The organism is Pseudonocardia sp. EC080619-01 (assembly GCF_001420995.1).
Classification (GTDB): Bacteria; Actinomycetota; Actinomycetes; order Mycobacteriales; family Pseudonocardiaceae; genus Pseudonocardia.
The window spans coordinates 5,119,042-5,140,951 of the sequence record NZ_CP012184.1 but is presented as its reverse complement, the minus strand read 5'-3'; the positions used below and the strand labels follow the sequence as shown (position 1 = coordinate 5,140,951).

Here is a 21,910-nt window from a genome sequence, read left to right as displayed (position 1 = left end):
CCTTACCTTGGTCGACCGTCAAGCGACGTGCCGCGCATCACTCGATCGCAGCACGAGGTCGGGTAGACCTGACATGTGTCGGGTAGAGTTGACCCATGGGTCGCGTGACCGCCGATGTGCACTCGGACGTCGCCGCCGCACGGCGACGGGCGGGCCTGACCCAGAAGCGACTGGGCGAGCTGGTCGGGGTGAGCCGGCAGACCGTCGTCGAGATCGAGGCGGGCGGGTACAACCCGTCCACCGCGGTCGCGCTGCGGATGGCGGTCGTGCTGGAGACGCCCGTCGGGGAGCTGTTCGCGCTCGCCGACGGAGAGGTCGCCGATCTCCGTGCCCGCCGGGACGACGAGTGAGGAGGCACCGGATGCGAGCACCGTGGACGGTCCTGCGGGACGCCAACGCCGAGCTGCGCCGGGAACGCGACGAGCGGGCCGAGCTGATCGCGCTGCGCAAGGAGCGGATCGTGCTACGCACGATGCTCTGGACCGGCTACGGCGGCCTGATACTGATCATCGGATGGGGCGCCGCGGGCGAGGGCGCCTCGTTCGCGGCGCCGCGACCGGTGGGAGCGGTGCTGGCCGTGGCCGTCGGCGCACTGGTGAGCGGCGGAGTCGCGATGATGGTCGCGCGGGGCAGGCACGGCGAGGCCGACTCGCCGGAGGCCAAGCGGGCGGACGCGACCCGGACGCTGCTGCTCCTGCCGGTCACGGTCCCGCTCGGAATGCTCGTCTACTGGTTCGTCGGCAACGATCTGGTCGGCACGCTGACCTGGGGTGCGATGTTCGCAGTGATGATGGGAGCAGCCCTGCTGCTGCGCCGCCGACTGCACTCCGGCGACGGCGACAGCGAGCGCGAGCGGGCGGATCCCGTCGAGTGACCCCGGGAACGCGGGAAGGCCCGGCCGCTGTGATCAGGGCGGCCGGGCCTTCGTTCCCGAACTGACGCGCCGCTCCCACCACGAAGCGACACCGCAAAAATTAGCTAAGCCTTACCTGTCTTGTCAAGACGGAGCGGAACCGGATCGCTGCACCGATGCCCGGCCCCGGAAAGAGGGACGGCCCGGCCGCTGTGGTCGAGGCGGCCGGGCCGTGATTCCCGAACTGACGCGCCGCTCCCACCACGAAGCGACGAGGTAGAAATTAGCCTAGGCTTACCTCAGTCGTCAAGCGGCGGGCGTCGCTGCAGCTCGGAGTGCGTGTCAACCGGCGATCGCGCGTCCGGTGACCGCACCGAGACGTCCGGTCCGCGCGGCGTGCCGCTCGAACCAGATCGTCGTCAGGGGCGGGATGCTGGCGAGCAGCCCGACGATCGTCGTCCGCAGGTCCCACCGGAACAGCCGCGCCGTCCAGAGCGTGACGACCACGTAGGCGACGAACAGCGCGCCGTGGATCGGCCCGAAGGCCTGCACCCCGATCTCGCTCGTGCCCAGCACCCACTTCACGAACATCCCGATCAGCAGCCCGGTCCAGGACAGGGCCTCGGCGATCGCGACCACCCGGAACGCGCGGGCGACGATGGCGGGGTCGTTCATGACGGGCGGCTCCTCGGAGCGGGTGCGGGGGACGGTGCCACCGTCCACTCTGCCGCATCCGCCCACCGAACTTCTACCGGGTGTCGAAAGACACGGCCGGGGCCGCACAGATGAGTTCCGGCGGCGGGCGCGGTCGGACCTCTCAGCCCGCCCGTCCCACCGACCCGGGAGGACCCCGTGCCGACCGATCTCACCCCCACCGCCCGCGCCGTGGCCGCCGTCGTCGCCGGGATCGGGGACGACCAGCTGCAACGACCCACCCCGTGCGACGACATGGTCGTCGCCGCGCTCCTCGACCACCTGCACGGCCTGGCGTGGGCGTTCCGCGTCGCCGCCGAGAAGTCGCCCGAGGCAGCCGGCACCGCCCCGAGCGCGGACGCGGCGCACCTCGCCACCGACTGGCGGACGGCGATCCCGGCCCGGCTCGACGCACTCGCCGCCGCCTGGCGCGACCCGGACGCCTGGACCGGCACGACCGCCGCCGGCGGTCTGGAGCTGCCCGGCGAGATCGCCGGGACCGTCGCGCTCGACGAGCTGGTGCTGCACGGCTGGGACCTCGCCGTCGCCACCGGGCAGGACTTCACGCCGGACGGTGACGCCGTGGCCGTCGTCCTCGGTTTCACCGAGTCGATGTCCGCACCGGGCGGGGAGGAGTCGCGCGCGGGGCTGTTCGGGCCGGTCGTCGCGGTCCCGGCGGACGCGCCGGCGTTCGAGCGGGCACTCGGGTTCAGCGGACGTGATCCGCGCTGGAGCTCGTGACCGGGCAGTGACCGCCGCGTAACGTGCTGTGAGTGGTCACCTCCCCGCACGGCAAGGTCCGGATCGGCGTCGGCCTGGTGGGGGCCCGCAGCCTCCCCGAGCTGGGCCCGGAGTTCGACGAGCTCGTCGACGCCCTCGACAAGTCCGCCGTGGACTCGTTGTGGCTGGCCGACCTGGCCTCGAAGTCGGTGATCGACCCGCTGGTGGGGAGCACCTGGGCCGCGGCGCGGACGCGACGGCTCAAGGTCGGCACCGGCGTCACGGTGCTGCCGGGGCGCAACCCGATGCTCCTCGCCGCCGAGCTGGCGTCGCTCGCGACGCTCGCACCGAAGCGGATCCTGCCGGTGTTCGGGATCCGCGCGGCGTCCCCGGAGGACCGCCAGCTGCATCCCGTCCCGGGCCGGCTGCCCGCGGTCTTCGAGGAGTCGCTCGTCGTGCTCCGCCGGTTGCTCACCGAGGAGTCGGTGACCCATCACGGCGACTTCTTCACCCTGGACGACGCGACGGTCCTCCCCCGCCCGCCGCAGCCGCTCGACCTGTGGCTCGGCGGCCGTGCCGACGCCGGCCTGCGCCGCGCCGGCCGGTTCGCCGACGGCTGGCTCGCCAGCTTCCTCACCCCGGCCGAGACGGCCCGCGGCCGGTCCGTCGTGGAGAACGCCGCCCGCGACGCCGGCCGCAGGATCGACGACGACCACTACGGCACCAACATCTGGCTCGCCGAGCCCGGCACCGACGTCGACGCCGCCCTCGAGCGGGCGGCGTTCCAGCGCCCCGACACCGATCCCCGGGAGCTCGTCGGCGTCGGCTGGGAGGGCACCGCCGAGCTGATCCGCAGGCACGTCGACAGCGGGATGACCAAGTTCGTCGTGCGTCCCTCCGCCCCGATCGACGACTGGTTCGCCTACCTCGACCGCTTCAGCGCCGAGCTCGGGCCGCTCGAGTCGGGCTGAGCGCGTGTCCGTGTGGCGCGCGCCGGCCGATCACCTGGCATCGTCGGGCCCATGACGCGTTCCCGTGACCGCGACGACCAGGGCCGGGCCCGCAACGCCCGCCCCCGCGACGCCGCCGGTCGCCCGCTCCCGCACGGGACGGCCGGCGTCGAACGGGTCCCGGAGGACCTGGTGCTCCCGCCGGACGAGGCCGTCGCCGAGGCCCAGAGGCTGCTCGACGAGGGACTGCCCTTCCAGGCCCACGAGATCCTGGAGGGCACCTGGAAGGACGCCGGCGACGCGACCCGCGACCTCTGGCGGGCGCTGGCCCAGCTCGCCGTCGGGCTGACCCACGCCCAGCGCGGCAACGCCCGCGGTGCGGTCTCGCTGCTACGGCGCGGCGCCGAGGGCATCCGGCTGTGGCGGGTGATGGGGATGCCCGCGCCGGCCGCGCTGGACCTGGACGGCGTCACCGCGCACGCCGACGCGCTGGCCGACGACATCGAGCGGGACGGTGCGGCCGCCGTCGACGAGGCCCGGCTGCGGCCGCACCTGCGCGACCGGGCGGTGGGCTGAGGCACACCGGATCCGGGCGGTTCGGCCGTGACGCGCGGTGCCGCGTGCGTGCACGATGGCGGCCATGCCCGAGCGCCGCTCGCTCCCGGTCCGGGTCCGCGCGCTGCTGCGCGAGGCCCGGTCGCTCCCCACGATCCTGCTGCTGGCACTGATCGCGGTCGTCGGCGTCCCCCTGGTGATCATGGTGACGCCGGAGAAGCACGTCGAGGTGTTCGGGCAGGACGTCGGCGTCGGGGCCCGCGTCCCCCCGCTGTCGCTGTCCGGCCCCGCGCAGATCGTCCAGCTCGGCAACGCCGAGTTCGACCTGACCCGCGTCGAGGTCTACGGCCCGATCCGCCCGCGGCTGTCGATCGGCCCGCTGAAGCGCCCGGCCGACAACGGACCGGTGCTCGGGCCGCAGACGGTCGACGGCGCCGGGGACGCCGTCCGCACTCTCACCGAGGGCTTCACCACCTGGTACCTGTGGGGCGCGGCCGGGATGGTGCTGGTCGCGCTGCTGGGCAGCGCGCTGACGGCCTGGGCACGGCTGGTGCTCGCGTTGCGGAAGGCCCGGGGCGCCGACCGGCAGCCGGTGCACTGGGACGACCACGCCGGCCCGATCGGCCGGATGACGACGATCGCGGTCGCCGCGTCGGTGCTGCTCTGGGGCGGTGCCGGGGTCGCCGCCCTGCACGGCACGACGACCGGGCTCGGCTCGATCACCTCGGTCACCGACCTCGTCGGGGCGACACAGGTCAGCCCGTCCCCCGCCGGGCCGCCGGTCACCGGGGTGACCGGCGCCGTCATCGGGGACTCGCGGGCCGCCCGGGTCGGCGGCGACGTCCGGCAGCGGCCCGACGGGACCGTCGACCCCGACGACGACGCGTGCGCCCGCAGCATCGACTCCACCGCCGCCCAGCTGTCGCTGCTGCGCGGCGAGGACGTCCTCAACCTGGCCTGTGCCGGGGCCAGCGTGGCGGCCGGGCTGCGCGGACCGCAGGCGCGCGCGGGCGTCACCGTGCCGCCGCAGGTCGGACGGCTCAAGCAGGTCCAGGGGCTGCAGTGGGTGGTCGTCGAGATCGGCCCGAACGACCTGGCCTGGTCGGACTTCCTGCTGTACTGCTACGGCCTCCCCACCTGCGACGACCGTCTCTCCGACGGCGAGTTCGAGTCCCGGCTGGCGACGTTCGCGCGTGACGTCGGGGCCCTGTTCACCGACCTCGACTCGCTGCCCGGACGGCCGCGGGTCGTCGTCACACTGTCCTACGACCCGTTCCCGGGCCGGTTCGACGCCTCGTGCCCGGACATGCGCGGCCCGGCCGGGGCACCCGGCCTCGACCAGGCCAAGATCGACCTGCTGGCCGAGCGGAACCGGCGGCTCAACGACGTCCTCGCCGACGGTGCGGCCCGTTTCGGGTTCACCACGGCGGCTCCGAACCTGACCCCGCTGTGCGCGCCGTCGAGCGACGGGATGGGTCCCGACGTGCAGGGCCTAGACCGGCCCGATCCCTTCCACCCGACGGCGGTCGGGTCGCTGCGGCTGGCGGCCTCGGCCGCCGGGGCGCTCGCGGTGTCCCGCGAGACGCAGCCGGGTGACGGCGACTGACCCGCGCAACCTGCATTCACTGTCTGTCAGATGTAGCGGGTATCTGACAGATCGTGGATCCGTCGTGTACCAGACTTGCGATATGTCAGGTCACGGCGGGGACACCGATTCGTCGGAAGTGGTCGTCAATCGTGACGGCCGGGTGGTGATGGAGTCCCGAGCCCAGCTGGTCGCGCGGATGCGGAGGGAGATCGACGAGTCCTGGCAGGGCGGATCGCAGACCTCGGCCGCCGACGAGCTGATCGCCGAGCGCCGCGCCGAGGCCGCGGCCGAGGACGCCTCCTCGTGACCGGGCACGACCCCACCGGATCCGGCCACGGATCCCCGCCCCGCCGCGCGGTCCTCGATGCGCCAGCCGTGCTGGCCTGGCTGCGCGCCGAGCCCGGCAGCGACGTCGTCGAGACCTACCTCGCGGCGGCGAAGCTGTGGCCTGCCGCCCGCCCGGCCGGCTTGTCGCTCGGCGACCGATGCTGCCTGGCGCTGGCCGCACGCCTCGGCGGACCCGCGGTCACCGCCGACTCCGCGTGGTCCGGGCCGGACCTCGGGGTGAGCGTCGTGTCCATCCGCTAGGAGGACACTCCCGCGTCGTCGGCGGCCCGCAGCACCCGCAACGCGTTGCGCCCCGCCAGCTTGTCCAGGTCCTCCCGGGACCAGCCGCGGTCGGCGAGCGCGTCGAACAGGCGCGGGTAGGCGGCGACGTCAGCCAGGCCGTCGGGCAGGTCGGCGGTGCCGTCGAAGTCGCCACCGATGCCGACGTGGTCGATCCCCGCGGCCTCGCGCAGGTGCTCGACGTGCGCGACGACGTCGTCCAGGGTCGCCCGCGGCGCCGGCGGCCCGTCCCAGGCCGCGGCGAACCGCGCCCGCGCGTCGAGGTCGCGGTGGTCGAGTCCGGCGGCGGTCATCGCGTCGAGGAGGCGCTCGTCCCACGCGGTGACGGCGGCCGACACGAACCGCGGGACGAACGTCGCCATGCAGACGCCGCCGTTGCCGCGCAGCGACTCCAGGACGTCGGCGGGCACGTTGCGCGGGTGGTCGGTGACCGCGCGGGCGCCGGAGTGGGTGAACAGCACCGGCCGGTCGGTGACGGCCAGCGCGTCGCGCATCGTCGTGTCGGCGACGTGCGACAGGTCGACGATCATGCCGATCCGGTTCATCTCGGCGACGACCTCGCGGCCGAACGCCGTCAGCCCGCCGTGCACCGGGGTGTCGGTCGCGGAGTCGGCCCAGTCGTTGTTCAGGTTGTGGGTGAGCGTCAGGTAGCGGACCCCGAGCGTGCGGAGCATCCGCAGCACCGCGAGCGAGTTCGCGATGCAGTGCCCGCCCTCGGCACCCATGAGCGACGCGAGCCTGCCGCCGGCGACGACCTGCTCCACCTCGTCGGCGGACCCCGCGAACGCGAGTGCGTCGCCGTGCTGCGCGACCAGCCGGTACACCTGGTCGACCTGCTGCAGGACGGCGGTGACGGCGTCGTCGGCGGCGAACTCGCCGGGCACGTAGACCGACCAGAACTGGGCACCCACCCGGCCGGCACGCAGCCGGGGCAGGTCGGTGTGCAGCCGCGGGTCACCGGCGGCGAGATCGGGTCCGGGCCCGTCCAGCGTCCGCAGCGCCCACGGCAGGTCGTTGTGCCCGTCGAGCAGCAGGAGATCGTCCACGGCCGCAGTATGCGCCGGGCCCCGGGGCGCTGCGTCGCGCCCCGGGCCCCGGGTTCCGTGTCGTCGCGGGGATCAGAAGCGGATGACGCCCCGGATGTTCGCGCCGGCGTGCATGTCCTCGTAGGCGTTCGCGACCTGGTCGAGCGAGTAGGTCTTGGTGACCAGCTCGTCGAGCTTCAGCGCGCCGGAGCGGTAGAGGTCCAGCTGCCGCAGGATGTCCCAGTTCGGGTTGGACATGCCGAACATCGCGCCCTGGATCCGCTTCTGGAACAGGGTGACGTCGGCCAGCGAGACCGGCAGCTGCTCGGTGGAGTTGATGTCCCCGAGCGCGGTGACGACGACGGTGCCCGCCTTGCGGATCGACGCCATCGCCTGTCCGACGTGCTCCGGCTTCACCACGCCGACGGTGATGATCGTCTGGTCGGCGCCCTGCCCGTTGGTGAACTGCTGGGCGAGCTCGGTGGCCTCCTCCATGGACTCGACCGCGTGCGTCGCGCCGAGCTGCTGGGCCTTCTCCCGCTTCAGCGCCACCGGGTCGACGGCGATGATGTTGGAGGCGCCGGCGTGCGAGGCGCCCTGCACGGCGTTGATGCCGATGCCACCGATGCCCATGACGATCGTGGTGTTGCCCGGCTGGACACCGCCGGCATTGACCGCCGAGCCCCAGCCGGTGCCGACGCCGCAGCCGACCAGGCAGGCGACCTCGAGCGGGATGTCGTCGGGGATCTTCACGCAGGAGTCCTCCGAGACCACCGTGGTCTCGCAGAACGTCGAGATGCCGCACATCTGGCCGACGGGGGTGCCGTCGTCGGCCAGCTTGATCCGGGTGGAGTCCTCGCCCCAGCGCGTGCCGGCCAGCAGGCCCGCACCGAGGTCGCACAGGTTCTGCATGCCGCTGGCACACCAGCGACAGTGCCCACAGGACGGGAGGAAGGAGAAGACGACGTGGTCGCCCTCCTTGAGGCCCTTCTTGTTCGCGCCGGCACGGGTGACGATGCCGGAGCCCTCGTGGCCGCCGGCGAACGGGTAGACCCCGACCGGGATGTCACCGGTCGCGATGTGGTCGTCGGAGTGGCACAGGCCCGACGCCACCATCTTCACCTCGATCTCGCCCGCGCGGGGGTCGTCGAGCTCCAGATCCACGACCTCGAACTTGCCCGGCACGCTCCGGACCACGGCTCCGCGGGTGTGTCCCACTGCTCCTCCTGGACGTCGTCGTCGATTCTGGGGATGCGCACGCGACGATATGACCCGGCTCACCCGAGCGGAAGTGCCACACGCCGATTGCCGCCGACCGGAGATCTGTAGACGATCAGCGGGGCATCCGCCGCCACACCGCGCGCGGCAGCAGGCGCAGCCCGAGGAAGAGCAGCCGGAGTGTGCCGGGGACCCAGACGTCGGCGTTGCCGCGGCCACGTCGGACGGCCCGCACGGTCGCGTCGGCGACCTGCTCCGGTGTGGACGACAGCGGGGCCGGGCTCATGCCCTCGGTCATCCGGCCGACCACGAAGCCCGGCCGGATCAGTACGAGACGGACCCCCGAGCCGTGGAGCGCGTCGGCGAGGCCGGACGCGAACCCGTCGAGTCCGGCCTTGGCGCTGCCGTAGACGTAGTTGGCGCGGCGCACCCGCACCCCCGCGACCGACGAGTAGACGACGAGCGTCCCGCTCCCCTGCGCACGCAGCACCCGGGCGAGCTCGGTGAGCAGGTGCACCTGGGCGAGGTAGTCGGTGTGCACGATCGCGGCGGCGTGCGCGGCGTCGGTCTCCGCGCGGTCCTGGTCGCCGAGGATCCCGAACGCGACGACGGCGACGTCGATCCGGCCGTGCCGGGCGAGGACGTCGTCGAGCAGCGGGCGGTGCCCGGCGAGGTCGTCGGCGTCGAACGCGACGGTGTCGACCTCCGCGCCCGCCGCACTCACCCGGGCACGTTCCGCGTCGAGCTCCGCGGGACGGCGCGCGGCCAGCACGACCGTCCCCGCGTCGTCCCCGGCCAGCCGCTCGGCGACCGCCACCCCGATCTCGCTCCGCCCGCCCAGCACCAGCACCGTTCCGCTCACCCGCGCAGCCTCCCACCCGCCGGGCGGGGCAGGATCTGCCCCCATGGGAACGGGACCGGTCCACGACTCGGTGCTCGACGGGATCGGCGCGACCCCGCTGGTGCGGCTCAACCGGGTCGTACCGGAGGGCGGCGCGCCGGTGTGGGTGAAGACCGAGTGGGCGAACCCCGGCGGCTCGGTGAAGGACCGCGCGGCGCTGGCGATGGTGCTCGACGCCGAGGCGACCGGCGCGCTGCCGCCGGGCGGCACGATCGTCGAGGGCACCTCCGGCAACACCGGCATCGGCCTGGCGATGGTGGCGGCCGCCCGCGGGCACCGGGCAGTGCTCGTCGTCCCGGACCGCACGACGACGGAGAAGATCGCGCTGCTGCGGGCCTACGGCGCCGAGGTCGTGACGACCCCCGGGCTGGTGCCGCGCGAGGACCCGCGGCACGTCCAGCAGCTGGCGGCCCGGATCGCGCGGGAGACGCCCGGCGGCTGGCTCGCCGACCAGTACGGCAACCCGGCCAACCCGGACGTCCACGAGCGCACCACCGGGCCGGAGATCTGGGCGCAGACGGGCGGCCGGATCACCCACCTCGTCGCCGGGGCCGGGACGGGCGGGACCGTCACCGGCGCCGGCCGGTACCTGGCCGGGCACGGCGTGGAGATCGTCGCGGCCGATCCGTGGACCTCCCGCTACGGCGGCGGCGACGGCAGCCCCTACTACGTCGAGGCCGTCGGGCACTACCTGCACCCGCTGACCGGGACCGACAGCTGGCCCGCCGTCTACGACACCGCCGTCCCGCACCGGACCGAGCGGATCGGCGACGGCGAGTCGCTGCGCACCGTGCGCCGCCTGGCCCGCGAGGAGGGACTGCTGGTCGGCGGCTCCGCCGGGCTGGCCGTCGCGGCGGCGCTGCGGGTCTCCGCGACGGCCGGCCCGGACGGCCTGGTCGTCGCCGTGCTGCCGGACTCGGGCCGGATCTACCTGTCGAAGTACTTCGACGACACCTGGCTGACCACCCTCGGCTTCCTCGACGCCGAGACCGGGCCACGGGTCCGCGACGTGATCGGCCCGTACGAGCCCGGCCTGCGCGTGGCCCCGGCGACCGCAACCGTCGCCGAGCTGCGCGAGGTGCTGGACGCCGGCCCCGTTCCCGACGCCGTCCCCGTCGTGCACCCGCGCGAGACCGACGGGACGACGTGGTCGGCCCCGGACGTCATCGGCTGTGTGCGGACCGGTGACCTGGCCGGGCTCGCCGCCGACGACCACGTCGGCACGCACGCCGGGCCGCCGCCCGCGACCGTCGGGCACGGGGAGACCGTCGACGCGGCCGCCGCCCGGCTCGACGCCGCCGGCGTCCGGTCGCGTGACCCGCTGCTCGTCCTGGTGGACGGGCGGGCCGTCACCCAGGTCCGCCGCTCCGCGCTCGGCTGACCGGAGGCACCCGGTGCCCCCGTGTGCGTCCGCTCACAGACGGGGCCCCGGGATGGGCGGGTGCGGTGCCGCCGTTGTCCCCTGGCACGGGGGACGTGCACTCCGGCGTCCCGGGAGGAAGGACGCCCGCGTGGACCTGCTGCTGCACCACGGACCGACCCTGTTCGGCCAGTTCGTGTCCTGGGCCGAGATGATCGGCCAGATCGGCGCGCTCGCCGTGGTGTTCCTCGCCCGGCGCCGCAGCCTCGCGACCTGGCCGGTGCAGATGGCGGCGTGCGCGCTGCTGTTCGCGGTCTACGCGTCCGCGCACCTGGGCGGATTGGCGTTCCGCCAGGTGATCGTGTTCGCGATCTCGGTGTTCGGGCTGGTCGCGTGGATGCGGCAGCGCGACCCCGTCTACGGGCTCGCGGTGCGGCACGGGACGTGGCCGCAGCGGCTCGGGCTGGCCGGGCTGCTGGTCGGCGGCACCGTCGCGATGGCGCTGGTCCTCGACGCGCTGGGTGCCTCCTGGGCCCCCTGGCCGGACGCCGCGATCTTCGTCGGGACGGCCGTCGCGTTCCTCGCCCAGGGGCTGCGGCTGATCGAGTTCTGGGCGATCTGGCTGCTCGTGGACGCGATCGGCGTGCCGCTGCAGATGGCGTCCGGGCTCTGGTTCTCGGCCGCCGTCTACGTCGTGTTCGCCGGGCTGGTCGTGCACGGCTGGTGGAGCTGGGCGCGGTCCCGGCGCACCGTGGACACCGCCGGGCGGGAGCCGTCCCGGGCGGGCTGAGCGGTCCCCCGCATACTGCGGGGGTGAGCACCCCCGTCCGCCGCGCCGCCGTCCTCGGCTCCCCGATCGCGCACTCGCTGTCCCCCGCACTGCACAACGCGGCCTACGCCGCGCTCGGCCTGGACGGCTGGCACTACGACCGGTTCGAGATCGACGAGGCGGGGCTGGCCGGGTTCGTCGGGGGGCTCGGCCCGGAGTGGGCGGGCCTGTCGCTGACGATGCCGCTCAAGCGAGTGCTGCTCGACGTCGCCGACCGGGTCGCGCCGGGCGCGGCGGCGATCGGCGCGGGGAACACCCTCGTGTTCGGGCCGCAGGGCGCCGTCGCGCACAACACCGACGTCACCGGCATCGCGGAGTCGCTGCGCGCGGCCGGGGCGGGCACCGGGCGGGCGGTCGTCCTCGGGGCGGGCGGGACGGCGCAGGCCGCCGTCGCCGCGCTGCACGACCTGGAGGTCGACCACGTCGACGTCCTGGTCCGCGACGCCGGGCGGGCCGGCGCGCTGCGCGAGACCGCCGACCGGCTCGACGTCGAGCCGGAGGTGCACGCCGTCCTCACCGACGCGGCCGCCGCCGCCCGGCTGCTCGACGGCGCCGACGTCGTCGTCTCGACGCTGCCCGCCGGTGTGGCGGACGCGCTGGCGGGGGCCCGCTGGCGGCCGGGCACCGTCCTGCTGGACTCGGTCTACGCGCCCTGGCCGACGGTCGTCGCGGGTGGTGCCGCCGCGGCCGGGGCGACGATCGTCTCCGGCCTGGAGATGCTGCTGCGGCAGGCGATCGCGCAGGTCGAGCTCATGACCGGGCGTCCGGGGCCGGAAGCGGCGATGCGCGGCGCCCTCGACGCCGCGGTGCTCGCCCGGGGCTGATCCCGGACCATGGGGGGCGTGGAGGAGAAGACCTGCGCCGTCTGCGGGCGCCGGATCGAGTGGCGCCGGAAGTGGGCGCGCGACTGGGACCAGGTGCGGTACTGCTCGGCGGGCTGCCGGCGCCGCGGGGTGACGCCGGTCGACCGCGACCTGGAGGACGCGATCACCCGCCTGCTCGACGGCCGGCGGGCCGGGGCGACGATCTGCCCGTCCGAGGCGGCCCGCGACGTCGCCCCCGACGGCTGGCGGGACCTCATGGAACCGGCCCGGATGGCCGCCCGCCGGCTGGTCGACGCCGGCACCGTCGAGATCGTCCAGAAGGGTGCGGTCGTCGACCCGTCGACGGCGCGCGGCGCGATCCGGATCCGCCGGGCGCGGTGACCTCGGGCAGGCTGGAGCCCATGCCCCGCGACACCTACACCCACGGCCACCCCGAGGTCGTCGTCCGCTCGCACGCGGCGCGCACCGCGGAGAACTCGTGCGGCTACCTGCTGCCGCACCTCGCACCCGGCACCGACCTGCTCGACGTCGGCTGCGGGCCGGGCAGCATCACCGCCGACCTCGCCGCGCGGGTCGCGCCCGGCCGGGTCCGCGGGATCGAGGTCGTCGCGGACACGCTCGACCGGGCCAGGGCCGGTGCCGCCGAACGTGGTGTGACCGTCGAGTTCGCCGTCGACGACGGCTACGCCCTCTCCGATCCCGACGACACCTGGGACGTCGTGCACGCCCACCAGGTGCTGCAGCACGTCTCGGACCCGGTCGCGGTGCTGCGCGAGATGCGCCGGGTCGCCCGCCCCGGCGGCATCGTCGCCGCCCGCGACGCCGACTACGCCGGGTTCCAGTGGTGGCCGCACGACCCGCGGCTGGACCGCTGGCTGGAGCTGTACCGGGCGGTGGCCCACGGCAACGACGCCGAGCCCGACGCCGGACGCCGGCTGCTCGGCTGGGCGCACGCCGCCGGGTTCGCCGAGGTGACGCCGTCGGCCTCGGTCTGGTGCTACGCGACACCGGACGAGCGCGCCGCCTGGGGCGGCATGTGGGCGGACCGGATCCACACGGGCGTGGGGCGGATGGCCGTCGAGCGGGGGCTCGCCGAGGAGCCCGAGCTGGACGGCATCTCGCAGGCCTGGCGCGAGTGGGCGGCACATCCCGACGGCTGGTTCCTGATCCCGCACGGCGAGGTGCTCTGCCGGATCTGACCGGTTCGCCCGTCCCGCGGCCCTCGATCTGGTATCACCGTCGGCGAGGGGTGGGGGTGGGCATGGACGGCGCGTTCACGGCCGGGACGGTGTTCGGCGACTTCGAGATCCGCGGACGGCTCGGTGCGGGTGGGATGGGCGAGGTCTTCCGGGCCTTCGACCACCGGCACGGCGGCGAGGTCGCGCTGAAGGTGCTGTCCGCGCACCTCGCGGGCGACCGCGTCACCGTCGAGCGGTTCCGGCGGGAGGCCCGTGCGGCGTTCGAGCTGCGCGACCCGCACGTCGTCCCGGTACACGGCTACGGGGAGATCGACGGGCGGCTGTACCTGTCGATGCGGCTGATCGACGGCGAGGACCTGGCGCGGCTGCTGGCGCGGCGGGCGCCGCTGCCCGCCGCCCGTGCCGCCGGGATCGTCCGCCAGGCCGCGCACGCGCTCGACGCCGCGCACGCCGCCGGGCTGGTGCACCGCGACGTCAAGCCGGCGAACCTGCTGGTCGTCGAGGCCCGCGACGACTTCACCTACCTCGTCGACTTCGGGATCGCCCGGGTCGTCGGGCCCGAGCCGACGGCGCCGACCGCGCTCACCGCCACCGGCGCGACCGTCGGCACGCTCGGCTACCTCGCACCGGAGCGGCTCCGCTCGTCCGACGCGGCGGTCGACGGCCGGGCCGACGTCTACTCGCTGACCTGCGTGCTGTTCGAGATGCTCACCGGGCGGCAGCCGTTCCCCGGCACCGACCCGGCCGCCGTCCTGTCCGCGCACCTGGTCACGCCGCCGCCGCGGGTCACCGCGCTGCGCCCCGACCTCGCCCCCGGCTGGGACGAGGTGGTGGCCCGCGGGATGGCGAAGGACCCCGGCGACCGCCCCGCCACCGCCGGGGCACTCGCCGCGCAGGTGCAGGCACTGGTGGAGGCCGCACCCGTGGCTCCCCCGCCGACCCGGCCGGAGGTCCCACCACCGACCCTGCGCGACGACGACCGGGACCCCTGGATCGTCCCCGGCGAGCCGGACGGTCCCCCCGGCCGGGACGCCCCGCCACGCCACGGCCGCCGGGTGCTCGCGACCGTCATCGGTGCGGCCACGCTGGTGGCCGCCGTGCTGGTCGCCGCGGTGTGGGTGGTCGTGCCCCGCGGCGGCGCCGAGCCGCCGGTCGTCGTCCCGTCGTTCGAGACGCCGGAGCCCGTCGCCGACCCGGGTCCGCTGCAGCCCGCGGGTACGACGTCGGCACCCGTGGTCCCGGCCGGTGACGGCGACCTCGGCCTGGACCGCCCGGTGAGCCGGCTCGGCTGCTCCGGGCAGGACGTGGTCGTCGTCGGGGCGGCGGTCGATCCGGCACGCTACGTCGAGGACGTCACGATGCACCTGGACCGGCACCCGGGGTCGGACTACCTGCTGTCGCTGCGGAGCTGCTCGTCGTTCCGGCCGCGGACCCCGGACGGGAACCTCATCTACGCCGTCTACCTCGGGCCGTTCCCGAGCCGCGACCGTGCCTGCACGGCGCTGCGTGCGGCGGGCGGTGACTCCTACATCCAGCCGCTCGGGGCGGCACCGCGCACCCCCGGCGACGACGTGTGCTGACCCGCCCGGCCGCTACCGGCGGGCGTGCAGGGTGACGGCGTAGTCGCCGCCGTCCCACGGGGCGCGGTCCCAGGTCGACCACCGCTCGACCGGCTCCAGCCCGGCGGCGGCGCACCAGCCGTCGACGTCGCCGACCGTCGGCCAGTCCGGCCGCAGCGTGTACCCGGCCAGCAGCAACCCGCCCGGGCGCAGGTGGCGGGCGCACCCGGCCAGCAACCCGGGCCGGTCGGTCGCGTACGGGATCACGTTGCCCGCCAGCACGACCAGCCCGAACTCCTCGGCCAGGTCGAGTGACTCCAGACCGGACACCAGCCACCGGAGACCCGGGGCCTTGGCCCGGGCCGCGGCGATCATGTCCGGGTCCGGATCGACCCCGACGACGTCGATCCCCCGACGGTCCAGCTCGATCCCGACCCGCCCGGTACCGCAGCCGCCGTCGAGCACCGGGCCGCGGTCCAGCAGCGCCTGCACGAGGTCGGCCTCGCCGTGCGGGTTCTCCCCCGCCTCGGCCATCGCCGCCCACCGGGCGTCGTAGGAGCCGAGATCCACCCGGTCCTTCCAGGCCGTCCAGTCGTCAGGGAGGTCGCGCTGCATGCCCCCAGCCTAGGCCGCGGACACGGCGGCGAGCTTGTCCCGCAGCCAGCCGCCCAGCCGCTGCCCGCGGTAGTCCGGGTGCACCAGCACGACGGGCTCCGCGGCCGGGTCGAGCTCGTCGGCGTCCATCCGGGAGGCGAGCGCGACGAGCGCGCCGTCCGCGGACCGCACCACCAGGCACCGCCCCGTCGACGGCAGCAGCACGGCACGGAGGTCGGCCGCCGTCCAGTCGTCGTCGGCGCCGTCCGCACCGGACAGGCAGGCACGCAGCAACGCGTCGAGCTCGGTCACCTCGTCGCCGGTCGCCGCGCTCGCGACGACCTGCCCGCCGCCGGGCAGCAGCACCTCGTGCACGGCACCGGCCGGGCGGGCGGCCGTCACCCGCAGGAACGCCTCGGCGCGGGCGCGTTCGGTCACGGTGAAGGGCGCCCACTCCCGGCGGGCGACGACGTGCCCGCCGAACGGCGAGGGCAGGCCGAGCGCGTGGGTCTCCGCGGGGTCCGGCCCGGTGGGCTCGACGGCGATCTCGTCCGCGTGCAGCAGCTCCAGGAGCCCGTGCAGCACGTCGTCGGGGGTCCGCACCCGGCCGGCCAGGTCGAGCGCACGGGTCGGGGCGTCGACGAGCTCGTGCGGGTCCGCGGCGACGACCTGGACGGCGTCCGGGGCCGCGGAGCGCAGCCGCCTGCGGATCACCCGGGTCAGCCGGGCGGCGCTCACGACGCCACCGACCATCATCTCGTCGACGACCGAGCGGGAGTCGCCGCCGTGGACCGAGAGCGACAGGATGTTGCCCCCGACCTCCGCGACGGCGGCGGTGAGCCGGGCCAGTGCCCCGGACTCGTCGGGCAGCCGGACGCGGACCTTGTGCAGCGACGGCAACCCGGTCCCGTCCCCGTCCCGGGGACTCCCGGCCGCCGCCTCGGCGGGGATCTCCGGCACCACGCGCAGGACCGGACGGTCACCGGGCGTGCGGCACTCGATCAGCGCCTGCCCGGGGCCGACGGCGTCCAGCCCGATCGCGCCGAGGGCAGCCCACATCGTGACCTGGTTGGCCGTCAGCACGGGCTTGCCGAGCTCGCGTTCCAGGACGGCGATCACGTCGTAGGTCGGCAGGTTGGTGCAGGAGACGAAGACGGCCTCGGCGTCCGGGTGGTCGGCGGCGCGGACCGCCCGGACCACCTCGTCGGGCGTCACGGCCCAGATCCGGCCGAGGAGTCCGAGGCCGTGCCGTTCGACACTGGTGACGCCGTGCGCGGCGAGGAAGCCCTCGAGCTTCGCGGTGAGGTCGTCGACGTAGGGGGTCGCGAGCGCGAGCCGGTCCACCCCGAGCGCGGCGCAGGCGTCGACCAGCGACCCGGCGGTCGTGACGGCCTGCGGGGCACCGGCATCGAGGAGGACCCGGCGCAGCGCCCGCTCGCCGTCGGCGCCGTCGACGAAGCTGCCCGACGTGCAGGAGTACGCGACGACACCCGGCTCGGGCAGCAGCACGTTCTGCACGGCCTGCCGCACGATCTCCGGCGCGGAGATGATCCGGGCCTGGCCGGCGTCGGCCGGGACGGTCAGGTATGGGGTCCGGGTGACGTGCAGCGACGTCGGCTCCGGGACCCAGCGCCACATCTCGCGGTCCTGCGCGAAGTCGTAGGGCACCACGACGCCGACGCCCGATCCGACGACGGTCTCCGGGAACAACTGATCACCCATGCCGGCCTCCACACCCACACGATCACCGCCCGCCGTTTCCAGAGGAGGTCACGGCGGTTTCAGAAGGGTTAGGACGCCCGCCGGAGGCCGTGGGGTGCGTGCCCATTCTCGATCGTCCCGGGGCGAAGGATGCCATCCCGGGCCGAGGCGTCGCACCGGGGGTCGCGCTGGCCGGTCGGTGCGTTGCGCCGAACGCGGCACCCGGGGGCAGGGGACTCAGCCGCAGACCGCGCCGTCGGCGGCCGACGACACCAGCTTGGCGTACTTGCCCAGCACACCGCGCCGGTTGGTGGGTTCCGGCCGGACCCACGCCGCCCGCCGGCGCTCCAGCTCGGCGTCGTCGATCCCGATGTCGATCGTGCGGCCCTTCATGTCCAGGGTGATCGTGTCGCCGTCGTGGACCAGGGCGATCGGCCCGCCGTCGGCGGCCTCCGGGGCCACGTGCCCGACGCACAGGCCGGTCGTCGCGCCGGAGAACCGGCCGTCGGTCACCAGGAGCACGTCCTTGCCGAGACCGGCGCCCTTGATCCGGCCGGTGACGGCGAGCATCTCCCGCATCCCCGGGCCGCCCCGCGGCCCCTCGTAGCGGATCAGCATGATCGTGCCGGGCTCGATCTCGCCGGCGTCGACGGCGTCGAGGGCGCCCTGCTCGCCGTCGAACACCCGGGCGGTGCCGGTGAAGGTCGCCGCGTCGAAGCCGGCGGACTTGACCACGGCGCCCTCCGGCGCGAGCGAGCCGCGCAGGATGGTGAGCCCGCCGGTGGGATGGATCGGGTTCGCCAGGTCGTGGATGACGGAGCCGTCGAGCCCGGGGGGCGCGAGGTCGTCGAGGTTCTCCGCGACGGTCCGCCCGGTGACGGTGAGCGCGTCGCCGTGGATCAGTCCGGCGTCGAGCAGCGCCTTCATCACGACGGGGACGCCGCCGACCTAGTCGACGGCGTACATGAGGTGCTTGCCGAACGGCTTCACGTCCGCGAGGTGCGGCACCCGGTCACCGACCCGGTTGAAGTCGTCGAGGGTCAGGTCGACGCCGGCCTCGCGGGCGATCGCGAGCAGGTGCAGCACCGCGTTGGTGGACCCGCCGAACGCCATGACGACGGCGATCGCGTTCTCGAACGCGTGCTGGGTCAGGATCGACCGGGCCGTGAGTCCGCGGTCGATCATGCCCACCGACGCCTCGCCGGACGCGCGGGCGACGCCGTCCCGGCGCCGGTCGACGGCAGGCGGGCTCGCCGAGCCGGGCAGTGCCATCCCGAGCGCCTCGGCCGCGGCCGCCATGGTGTTGGCCGTGTAGAAGCCGCCGCAGGCACCCTCCCCCGGGCACATCGACCGCTCCAGGGCGTCGACCTCGTCGGGGGTGATCAGGCCGCGGGCGCACGCGCCGATGGCCTCGAACGCGTCGCCGATGTTGACCTCCCGGTCGCCCACCCGGCCCGGCATGATCGATCCGGCGTAGACGAACACCCCGGCGAGGTCGAGCCGGGCCGCGGCCATCAGCATCCCGGGCAGCGACTTGTCGCAGCCGGCCAGCAGGACGGTGCCGTCGAGCCGTTCCGCCTCCACGACCGTCTCCACGGAGTCGGCGATGATCTCCCGGCTGACCAGGGAGTAGTGCATGCCGCGGTGGCCCATGGAGATGGCGTCGGACACCGAGATCGTGCCGAACTCCAGCGGGTAGCCGCCCGCGGCGTGGACGCCCTCCTTGGCCGCCATCGCCAGCCGTTGCAGCGACAGGTTGCACGGGGTGATCTCGTTCCAGGACGACGCGATCCCGATCTGGGGTTTGGCGAAGTCGTCGTCGCGCATGCCGACAGCCCGCAGCATCGAGCGGGCGGCGGTGGCCCCCAGCCCGTCGGTGACCTGGTGGCTGCGCGGCTTGCGTGTGGCGGTGGGTCCCGTGGTGGTCATCACGCGCTCCTCGTCTGCGTCGTCCGGCGTCGCCCGATCCTCTCGCAGAACGACGGCACGGGCCGGGCACTCACCGAGATCGGTACCCCGATCGGCCGTAACTGTTGCGCCCCGTCACCGTTGATCTTCATGGCAGGCCTGCCGTTCACCCGTGAGAGGACACCGTCGCACCCATGGCGCACACGAACGTTCCCCGCAGTACGCGTCGCACCCGCCGCCGGCGGGCCATCGCCGTCACGGCCGCCGGGCTGGTGATCGGACTGGGTGCCGCGGGTACCGCGCTCGCCGTCCCGGAGCCGGGGGGCGTCGCCGGCACGCCCTGCTCCGCGGCCGCGCGGGCGTGCGTGGACCTCGCGAGCGACCAGGCCTGGATCCTCGACGACGGCGCCGTCAGCTACGGCCCGGTCCGCGTCAACCACGGCGGGCAGGGCACCGAGACCCCCACCGGCGACTTCGAGGTCTACGACAAGGACCAGGACCACCACTCCGCGGAGTTCGACGGCGCCCCGATGCCGTGGTCGGTGTTCTTCGCCCCCGGCGGCGTCGCCTTCCACGAGGGCGACCGGAACTCGACGTCGGCCGGCTGCGTGAAGCTCAAGGGCAAGGACGCGACGGTGTTCTTCGGCAAGCTCGACCAGGGCGACCGGGTCGAGGTGCGCTGACCCGCACCCCACCCCGCACACGCCGAGGGCCCCGCGCGATCGTCCGCGCGGGGCCCTCGTGTCGTACGGGTCGTCGTCAGCCGGCGGCCGCACCGTCCCGGTCACGACGGACGTTGGCCTTGCGGCCCTTCAGCGTGGTCGCGCCACGCAGCGAGCGCAGCACGTCGTCGGCGGCGTGCTCCGGGACCTCGACCAGCGCGTGCCGCTCGTGGATCTGGATGGCACCGATGTCGCGGCCGGACAGCCGGGACTCGTTCGCCAGCGCGCCCACGATGTCCTGCGGACGGATGCCCGACGCCCGGCCGGCGGAGACGAACAGCCGGGTGGTGCCCGCCTTCGGCGGACGGGCGCCCTGGCCGCGCCCGGCGCCCGGACGGCCGTCACGGTCGCGGCGCGGGCCACGGTCGGCCGGACCGCGGTCGCGGCCGCCGCGCGAGCGGACCTCGGGGATCTCGATCTCGTCGTCCGGGACCGAGGTGCCGGCCCGGGCGATGCGGATCGCGGCGGCGGCGATCGAGGCGAGGTCGTTGTCGCGGGCCAGGTCGAGCACCAGCTCGTCGACCCCGTCGGACGGCTGTGCGTCGCCGTCGGTGCCGATCTGCTCGCGCAGGGCCAGCGCGGTGCGGGCCAGCCGCACGGTGCGCAGGTCCGCGGGGGACGGCACCGGCGCGCTGGGCACCGAGCCGCCGATCAGCCGCTCGATGTTGCGCAGGTGCCGCACCGACCCCGGGGTCACCAGGGTGATCGCGACGCCCTCGCGCCCGGCGCGGCCGACCCGGCCGATCCGGTGCACGTAGGACTCCGGCGACGACGGGACGTCGTGGTTGACCACGTGGGTCAGCGAGTCGATGTCGAGACCGCGGGCCGCGACGTCGGTCGCGACCAGCAGCTCGGTCCGCCCGGCACGCAGTCGCTCGACGACGCGGGTCCGGTGCTCCTGGTCCATGCCGCCGTGCAGCGCCTCCGCGCGCAGGCCGCGCGCGGTGAGGGTCTCGGTGACGGCGTCGACGTCGGCGCGGGTGCGGCAGAACACGATCGCCGCGGTCGGCTGCTCCATCTCGAGCACCCGGCCCAGCGCGACGGTCACGTGGCTGCGCGGCACGTGGTACGCGGTCTGGCGGACCTTCGGGGCCTCACCCTCCGGCGTCGCCTCCCGCTTGATGCGGATGTCGGCCGGGTCGCTCAGGTGCGTGCGCGCCAGGCTCTGGATGCGGCCCGGCATGGTCGCCGAGAACAGCACCGTCTGCCGGCCCTCGGGGGTCGAGCCGAGGATGGTCTCGATGTCCTCGACGAAGCCCATGTCGAGCATCTCGTCGGCCTCGTCCAGGACGGCGACCTCGATCGCGTCCAGCGACAGCGCACCGCGGTTGATCAGGTCGATGGCGCGGCCGGGGGTGGCGACGACGACGTCGACGCCGCGGCGCAGCTGGCCCAGCTGCGGGCCGATCGGCGCACCACCGAACACGCAGGCGACGCGCGCGCCGAGCTCGGCGCCGTACTTGGTGACGGCCTCGCCGACCTGCATGGCCAGCTCACGGGTCGGGGCGAGCACGATGCCGAAGGGCTTCGGGCCGCGGTCGCGGGAGACGCGGCCGTCGGCGAGCCGCTGCAGCATCGGCAGCGCGAACGCGGCGGTCTTGCCGGTGCCGGTGGCGGCCTGCCCGAGCAGGTCGCGGCCGGCGATGAGCGGGCCGATCGCGGCGGCCTGGATCGGGCTCGGGGTCTCGTAGCCCAGCCCGTCCAGTGCGGCCAGCAGCGTCGGGGCGAGGCCCAGGTCCGCGAAGGTCGGGCCGGCGGGGGTCTCGGGGGTGTCGGGCGTCTCGGGGGTCGGGTCCGCCTCGATGTCGGCGGAGTCCAGGTCGGGGTGCTGATCCAGCAGGGTGTTCACTCGGTCCTCAAGGCTCGCGCAGGGGGGATTGCGCTGGTGTCGTCGGGCGACTCTCGCCCGCTCCCAGCCCGCCAGGCCCGCGTGCGGCAACTCGTTCGTGGTGCCGGTGAACCCAGACCTCCGGGGCTCGCGGCCGCGCGTCGTCGCCGGCCGCCGGACGACCATTCTTCCACGCCCCGGCCGGATGCGTCCGCCGGGTCCCGCGTGATCGAGGCCACCGATGCCCCTGGTCACG

The 21,910-nt window shown here is 74.9% G+C and carries 21 protein-coding genes and 2 pseudogenes; 15 read left to right on the top strand and 8 right to left on the bottom strand.

Going from position 1 to position 21,910, the window contains the following annotated elements; translation table 11 throughout:
* Positions 1-95: 95 nt before the first annotated feature.
* A complete protein-coding gene (locus tag AD017_RS24110; protein ID WP_010232807.1) occupies positions 96-350 on the top strand; it encodes a helix-turn-helix transcriptional regulator in 255 nt (84 codons plus the stop codon).
* 11 nt (positions 351-361) lie between these two features.
* Positions 362-874 (top strand): hypothetical protein, encoded by a 513-nt coding sequence (locus AD017_RS24105; RefSeq protein WP_060575650.1) that lies wholly within the window; start codon positions 362-364, stop codon positions 872-874.
* 321 nt (positions 875-1,195) lie between these two features.
* Here the strand turns inward: AD017_RS24105 and AD017_RS24100 are convergent, their stop codons facing one another.
* A complete protein-coding gene (locus AD017_RS24100) occupies positions 1,196-1,528 on the bottom strand; it encodes a DUF3817 domain-containing protein (RefSeq protein ID WP_060576585.1) in 333 nt (110 codons plus the stop codon).
* 177 nt (positions 1,529-1,705) lie between these two features.
* Here AD017_RS24100 and AD017_RS24095 point away from each other — a divergent pair, with 177 nt between their 5' ends.
* The 6 genes from AD017_RS24095 (at position 1,706) to AD017_RS24070 (ending at position 5,947) form a co-directional block, all read left to right on the top strand.
* Entirely contained in the window at positions 1,706-2,287 is a 582-nt protein-coding gene (locus tag AD017_RS24095; RefSeq protein ID WP_010232803.1) for a TIGR03086 family metal-binding protein, read from the top strand.
* Positions 2,288-2,319: 32 nt separating this feature from the next.
* Positions 2,320-3,237, top strand: coding sequence for a TIGR03854 family LLM class F420-dependent oxidoreductase (locus AD017_RS24090; RefSeq protein WP_010232801.1), 918 nt, complete (start codon positions 2,320-2,322; stop codon positions 3,235-3,237).
* A gap of 51 nt (positions 3,238-3,288) precedes the next feature.
* Positions 3,289-3,792, top strand: coding sequence for a DUF309 domain-containing protein (locus AD017_RS24085; RefSeq protein ID WP_010232800.1), 504 nt, complete (start codon positions 3,289-3,291; stop codon positions 3,790-3,792).
* Between the two features lie 64 nt (positions 3,793-3,856).
* Positions 3,857-5,377 carry a GDSL-type esterase/lipase family protein gene (locus tag AD017_RS24080; protein WP_227012568.1) on the top strand — a complete coding sequence of 507 codons (1,521 nt, stop codon included), beginning with the start codon at positions 3,857-3,859 and terminating at the stop codon, positions 5,375-5,377.
* A 148-nt stretch (positions 5,378-5,525) separates the two neighbouring features.
* Positions 5,526-5,666, top strand: a complete 141-nt coding sequence (locus AD017_RS24075) for a hypothetical protein (protein ID WP_193408771.1) — start codon at positions 5,526-5,528, stop codon at positions 5,664-5,666.
* Positions 5,663-5,947: a hypothetical protein gene (locus tag AD017_RS24070; protein WP_060575648.1), complete on the top strand. Its 285-nt coding sequence runs from the start codon at positions 5,663-5,665 to the stop codon at positions 5,945-5,947. Before AD017_RS24075 ends, AD017_RS24070 begins: the two co-directional genes overlap by 4 nt.
* On the opposite strand, the gene AD017_RS24065 is transcribed toward AD017_RS24070, so the two are convergent.
* The 3 genes from AD017_RS24065 to AD017_RS24055 all read right to left on the bottom strand — a co-directional run bounded on the left by AD017_RS24065 (position 5,944) and on the right by AD017_RS24055 (position 9,091).
* Positions 5,944-7,032 (bottom strand): dipeptidase, encoded by a 1,089-nt coding sequence (locus AD017_RS24065; RefSeq protein WP_010232795.1) that lies wholly within the window; start codon positions 7,030-7,032, stop codon positions 5,944-5,946. The genes AD017_RS24070 and AD017_RS24065 overlap by 4 nt on opposite strands.
* Positions 7,033-7,104: 72 nt before the next feature.
* Positions 7,105-8,229 carry an NDMA-dependent alcohol dehydrogenase gene (locus AD017_RS24060; protein WP_010232794.1) on the bottom strand — a complete coding sequence of 375 codons (1,125 nt, stop codon included), beginning with the start codon at positions 8,227-8,229 and terminating at the stop codon, positions 7,105-7,107.
* A 115-nt stretch (positions 8,230-8,344) separates the two neighbouring features.
* Positions 8,345-9,091: an SDR family NAD(P)-dependent oxidoreductase gene (locus tag AD017_RS24055; protein ID WP_082538295.1), complete on the bottom strand. Its 747-nt coding sequence runs from the start codon at positions 9,089-9,091 to the stop codon at positions 8,345-8,347.
* Positions 9,092-9,134: 43 nt separating this feature from the next.
* Between AD017_RS24055 and AD017_RS24050 the strand changes: the two genes are divergently transcribed.
* From AD017_RS24050 to AD017_RS24025, 6 genes are all read left to right on the top strand, one after another.
* A complete protein-coding gene (locus AD017_RS24050; RefSeq protein WP_060575646.1) occupies positions 9,135-10,511 on the top strand; it encodes a PLP-dependent cysteine synthase family protein in 1,377 nt (458 codons plus the stop codon).
* A 130-nt stretch (positions 10,512-10,641) separates the two neighbouring features.
* Positions 10,642-11,280, top strand: a complete 639-nt coding sequence (locus AD017_RS24045; RefSeq protein ID WP_060575645.1) for a nicotinamide mononucleotide transporter family protein — start codon at positions 10,642-10,644, stop codon at positions 11,278-11,280.
* A gap of 23 nt (positions 11,281-11,303) precedes the next feature.
* Positions 11,304-12,143, top strand: coding sequence for a shikimate dehydrogenase (locus AD017_RS24040; protein WP_060575644.1), 840 nt, complete (start codon positions 11,304-11,306; stop codon positions 12,141-12,143).
* An 18-nt stretch (positions 12,144-12,161) separates the two neighbouring features.
* Entirely contained in the window at positions 12,162-12,524 is a 363-nt protein-coding gene (locus tag AD017_RS24035; RefSeq protein ID WP_202968913.1) for a DUF2256 and DUF3253 domain-containing protein, read from the top strand.
* 20 nt (positions 12,525-12,544) lie between these two features.
* Positions 12,545-13,342 carry a methyltransferase domain-containing protein gene (locus AD017_RS24030; protein ID WP_060576583.1) on the top strand — a complete coding sequence of 266 codons (798 nt, stop codon included), beginning with the start codon at positions 12,545-12,547 and terminating at the stop codon, positions 13,340-13,342.
* A 62-nt stretch (positions 13,343-13,404) separates the two neighbouring features.
* Positions 13,405-14,922 (top strand): serine/threonine-protein kinase, encoded by a 1,518-nt coding sequence (locus tag AD017_RS24025; protein WP_060575642.1) that lies wholly within the window; start codon positions 13,405-13,407, stop codon positions 14,920-14,922.
* 12 nt (positions 14,923-14,934) lie between these two features.
* Here the strand turns inward: AD017_RS24025 and AD017_RS24020 are convergent, their stop codons facing one another.
* The 3 genes and pseudogenes from AD017_RS24020 to ilvD form a co-directional block, all read right to left on the bottom strand.
* Entirely contained in the window at positions 14,935-15,516 is a 582-nt protein-coding gene (locus AD017_RS24020; protein WP_060575641.1) for a bifunctional 2-polyprenyl-6-hydroxyphenol methylase/3-demethylubiquinol 3-O-methyltransferase UbiG, read from the bottom strand.
* A gap of 975 nt (positions 15,517-16,491) precedes the next feature.
* Positions 16,492-17,217, bottom strand: a pseudogene (locus AD017_RS36535) (Asp/Glu racemase); the annotation flags it as partial.
* A gap of 216 nt (positions 17,218-17,433) precedes the next feature.
* Positions 17,434-19,125 (bottom strand): annotated as a pseudogene (ilvD, locus tag AD017_RS24010) (dihydroxy-acid dehydratase).
* 173 nt (positions 19,126-19,298) lie between these two features.
* Here ilvD and AD017_RS24005 point away from each other — a divergent pair.
* A complete protein-coding gene (locus AD017_RS24005) occupies positions 19,299-19,787 on the top strand; it encodes a L,D-transpeptidase (RefSeq protein ID WP_010230309.1) in 489 nt (162 codons plus the stop codon).
* 76 nt (positions 19,788-19,863) lie between these two features.
* Here AD017_RS24005 and AD017_RS24000 read toward each other — a convergent pair whose 3' ends face one another.
* Positions 19,864-21,666: a DEAD/DEAH box helicase gene (locus AD017_RS24000; RefSeq protein WP_369821699.1), complete on the bottom strand. Its 1,803-nt coding sequence runs from the start codon at positions 21,664-21,666 to the stop codon at positions 19,864-19,866.
* Between the last annotated feature and the right edge of the window lie 244 nt (positions 21,667-21,910).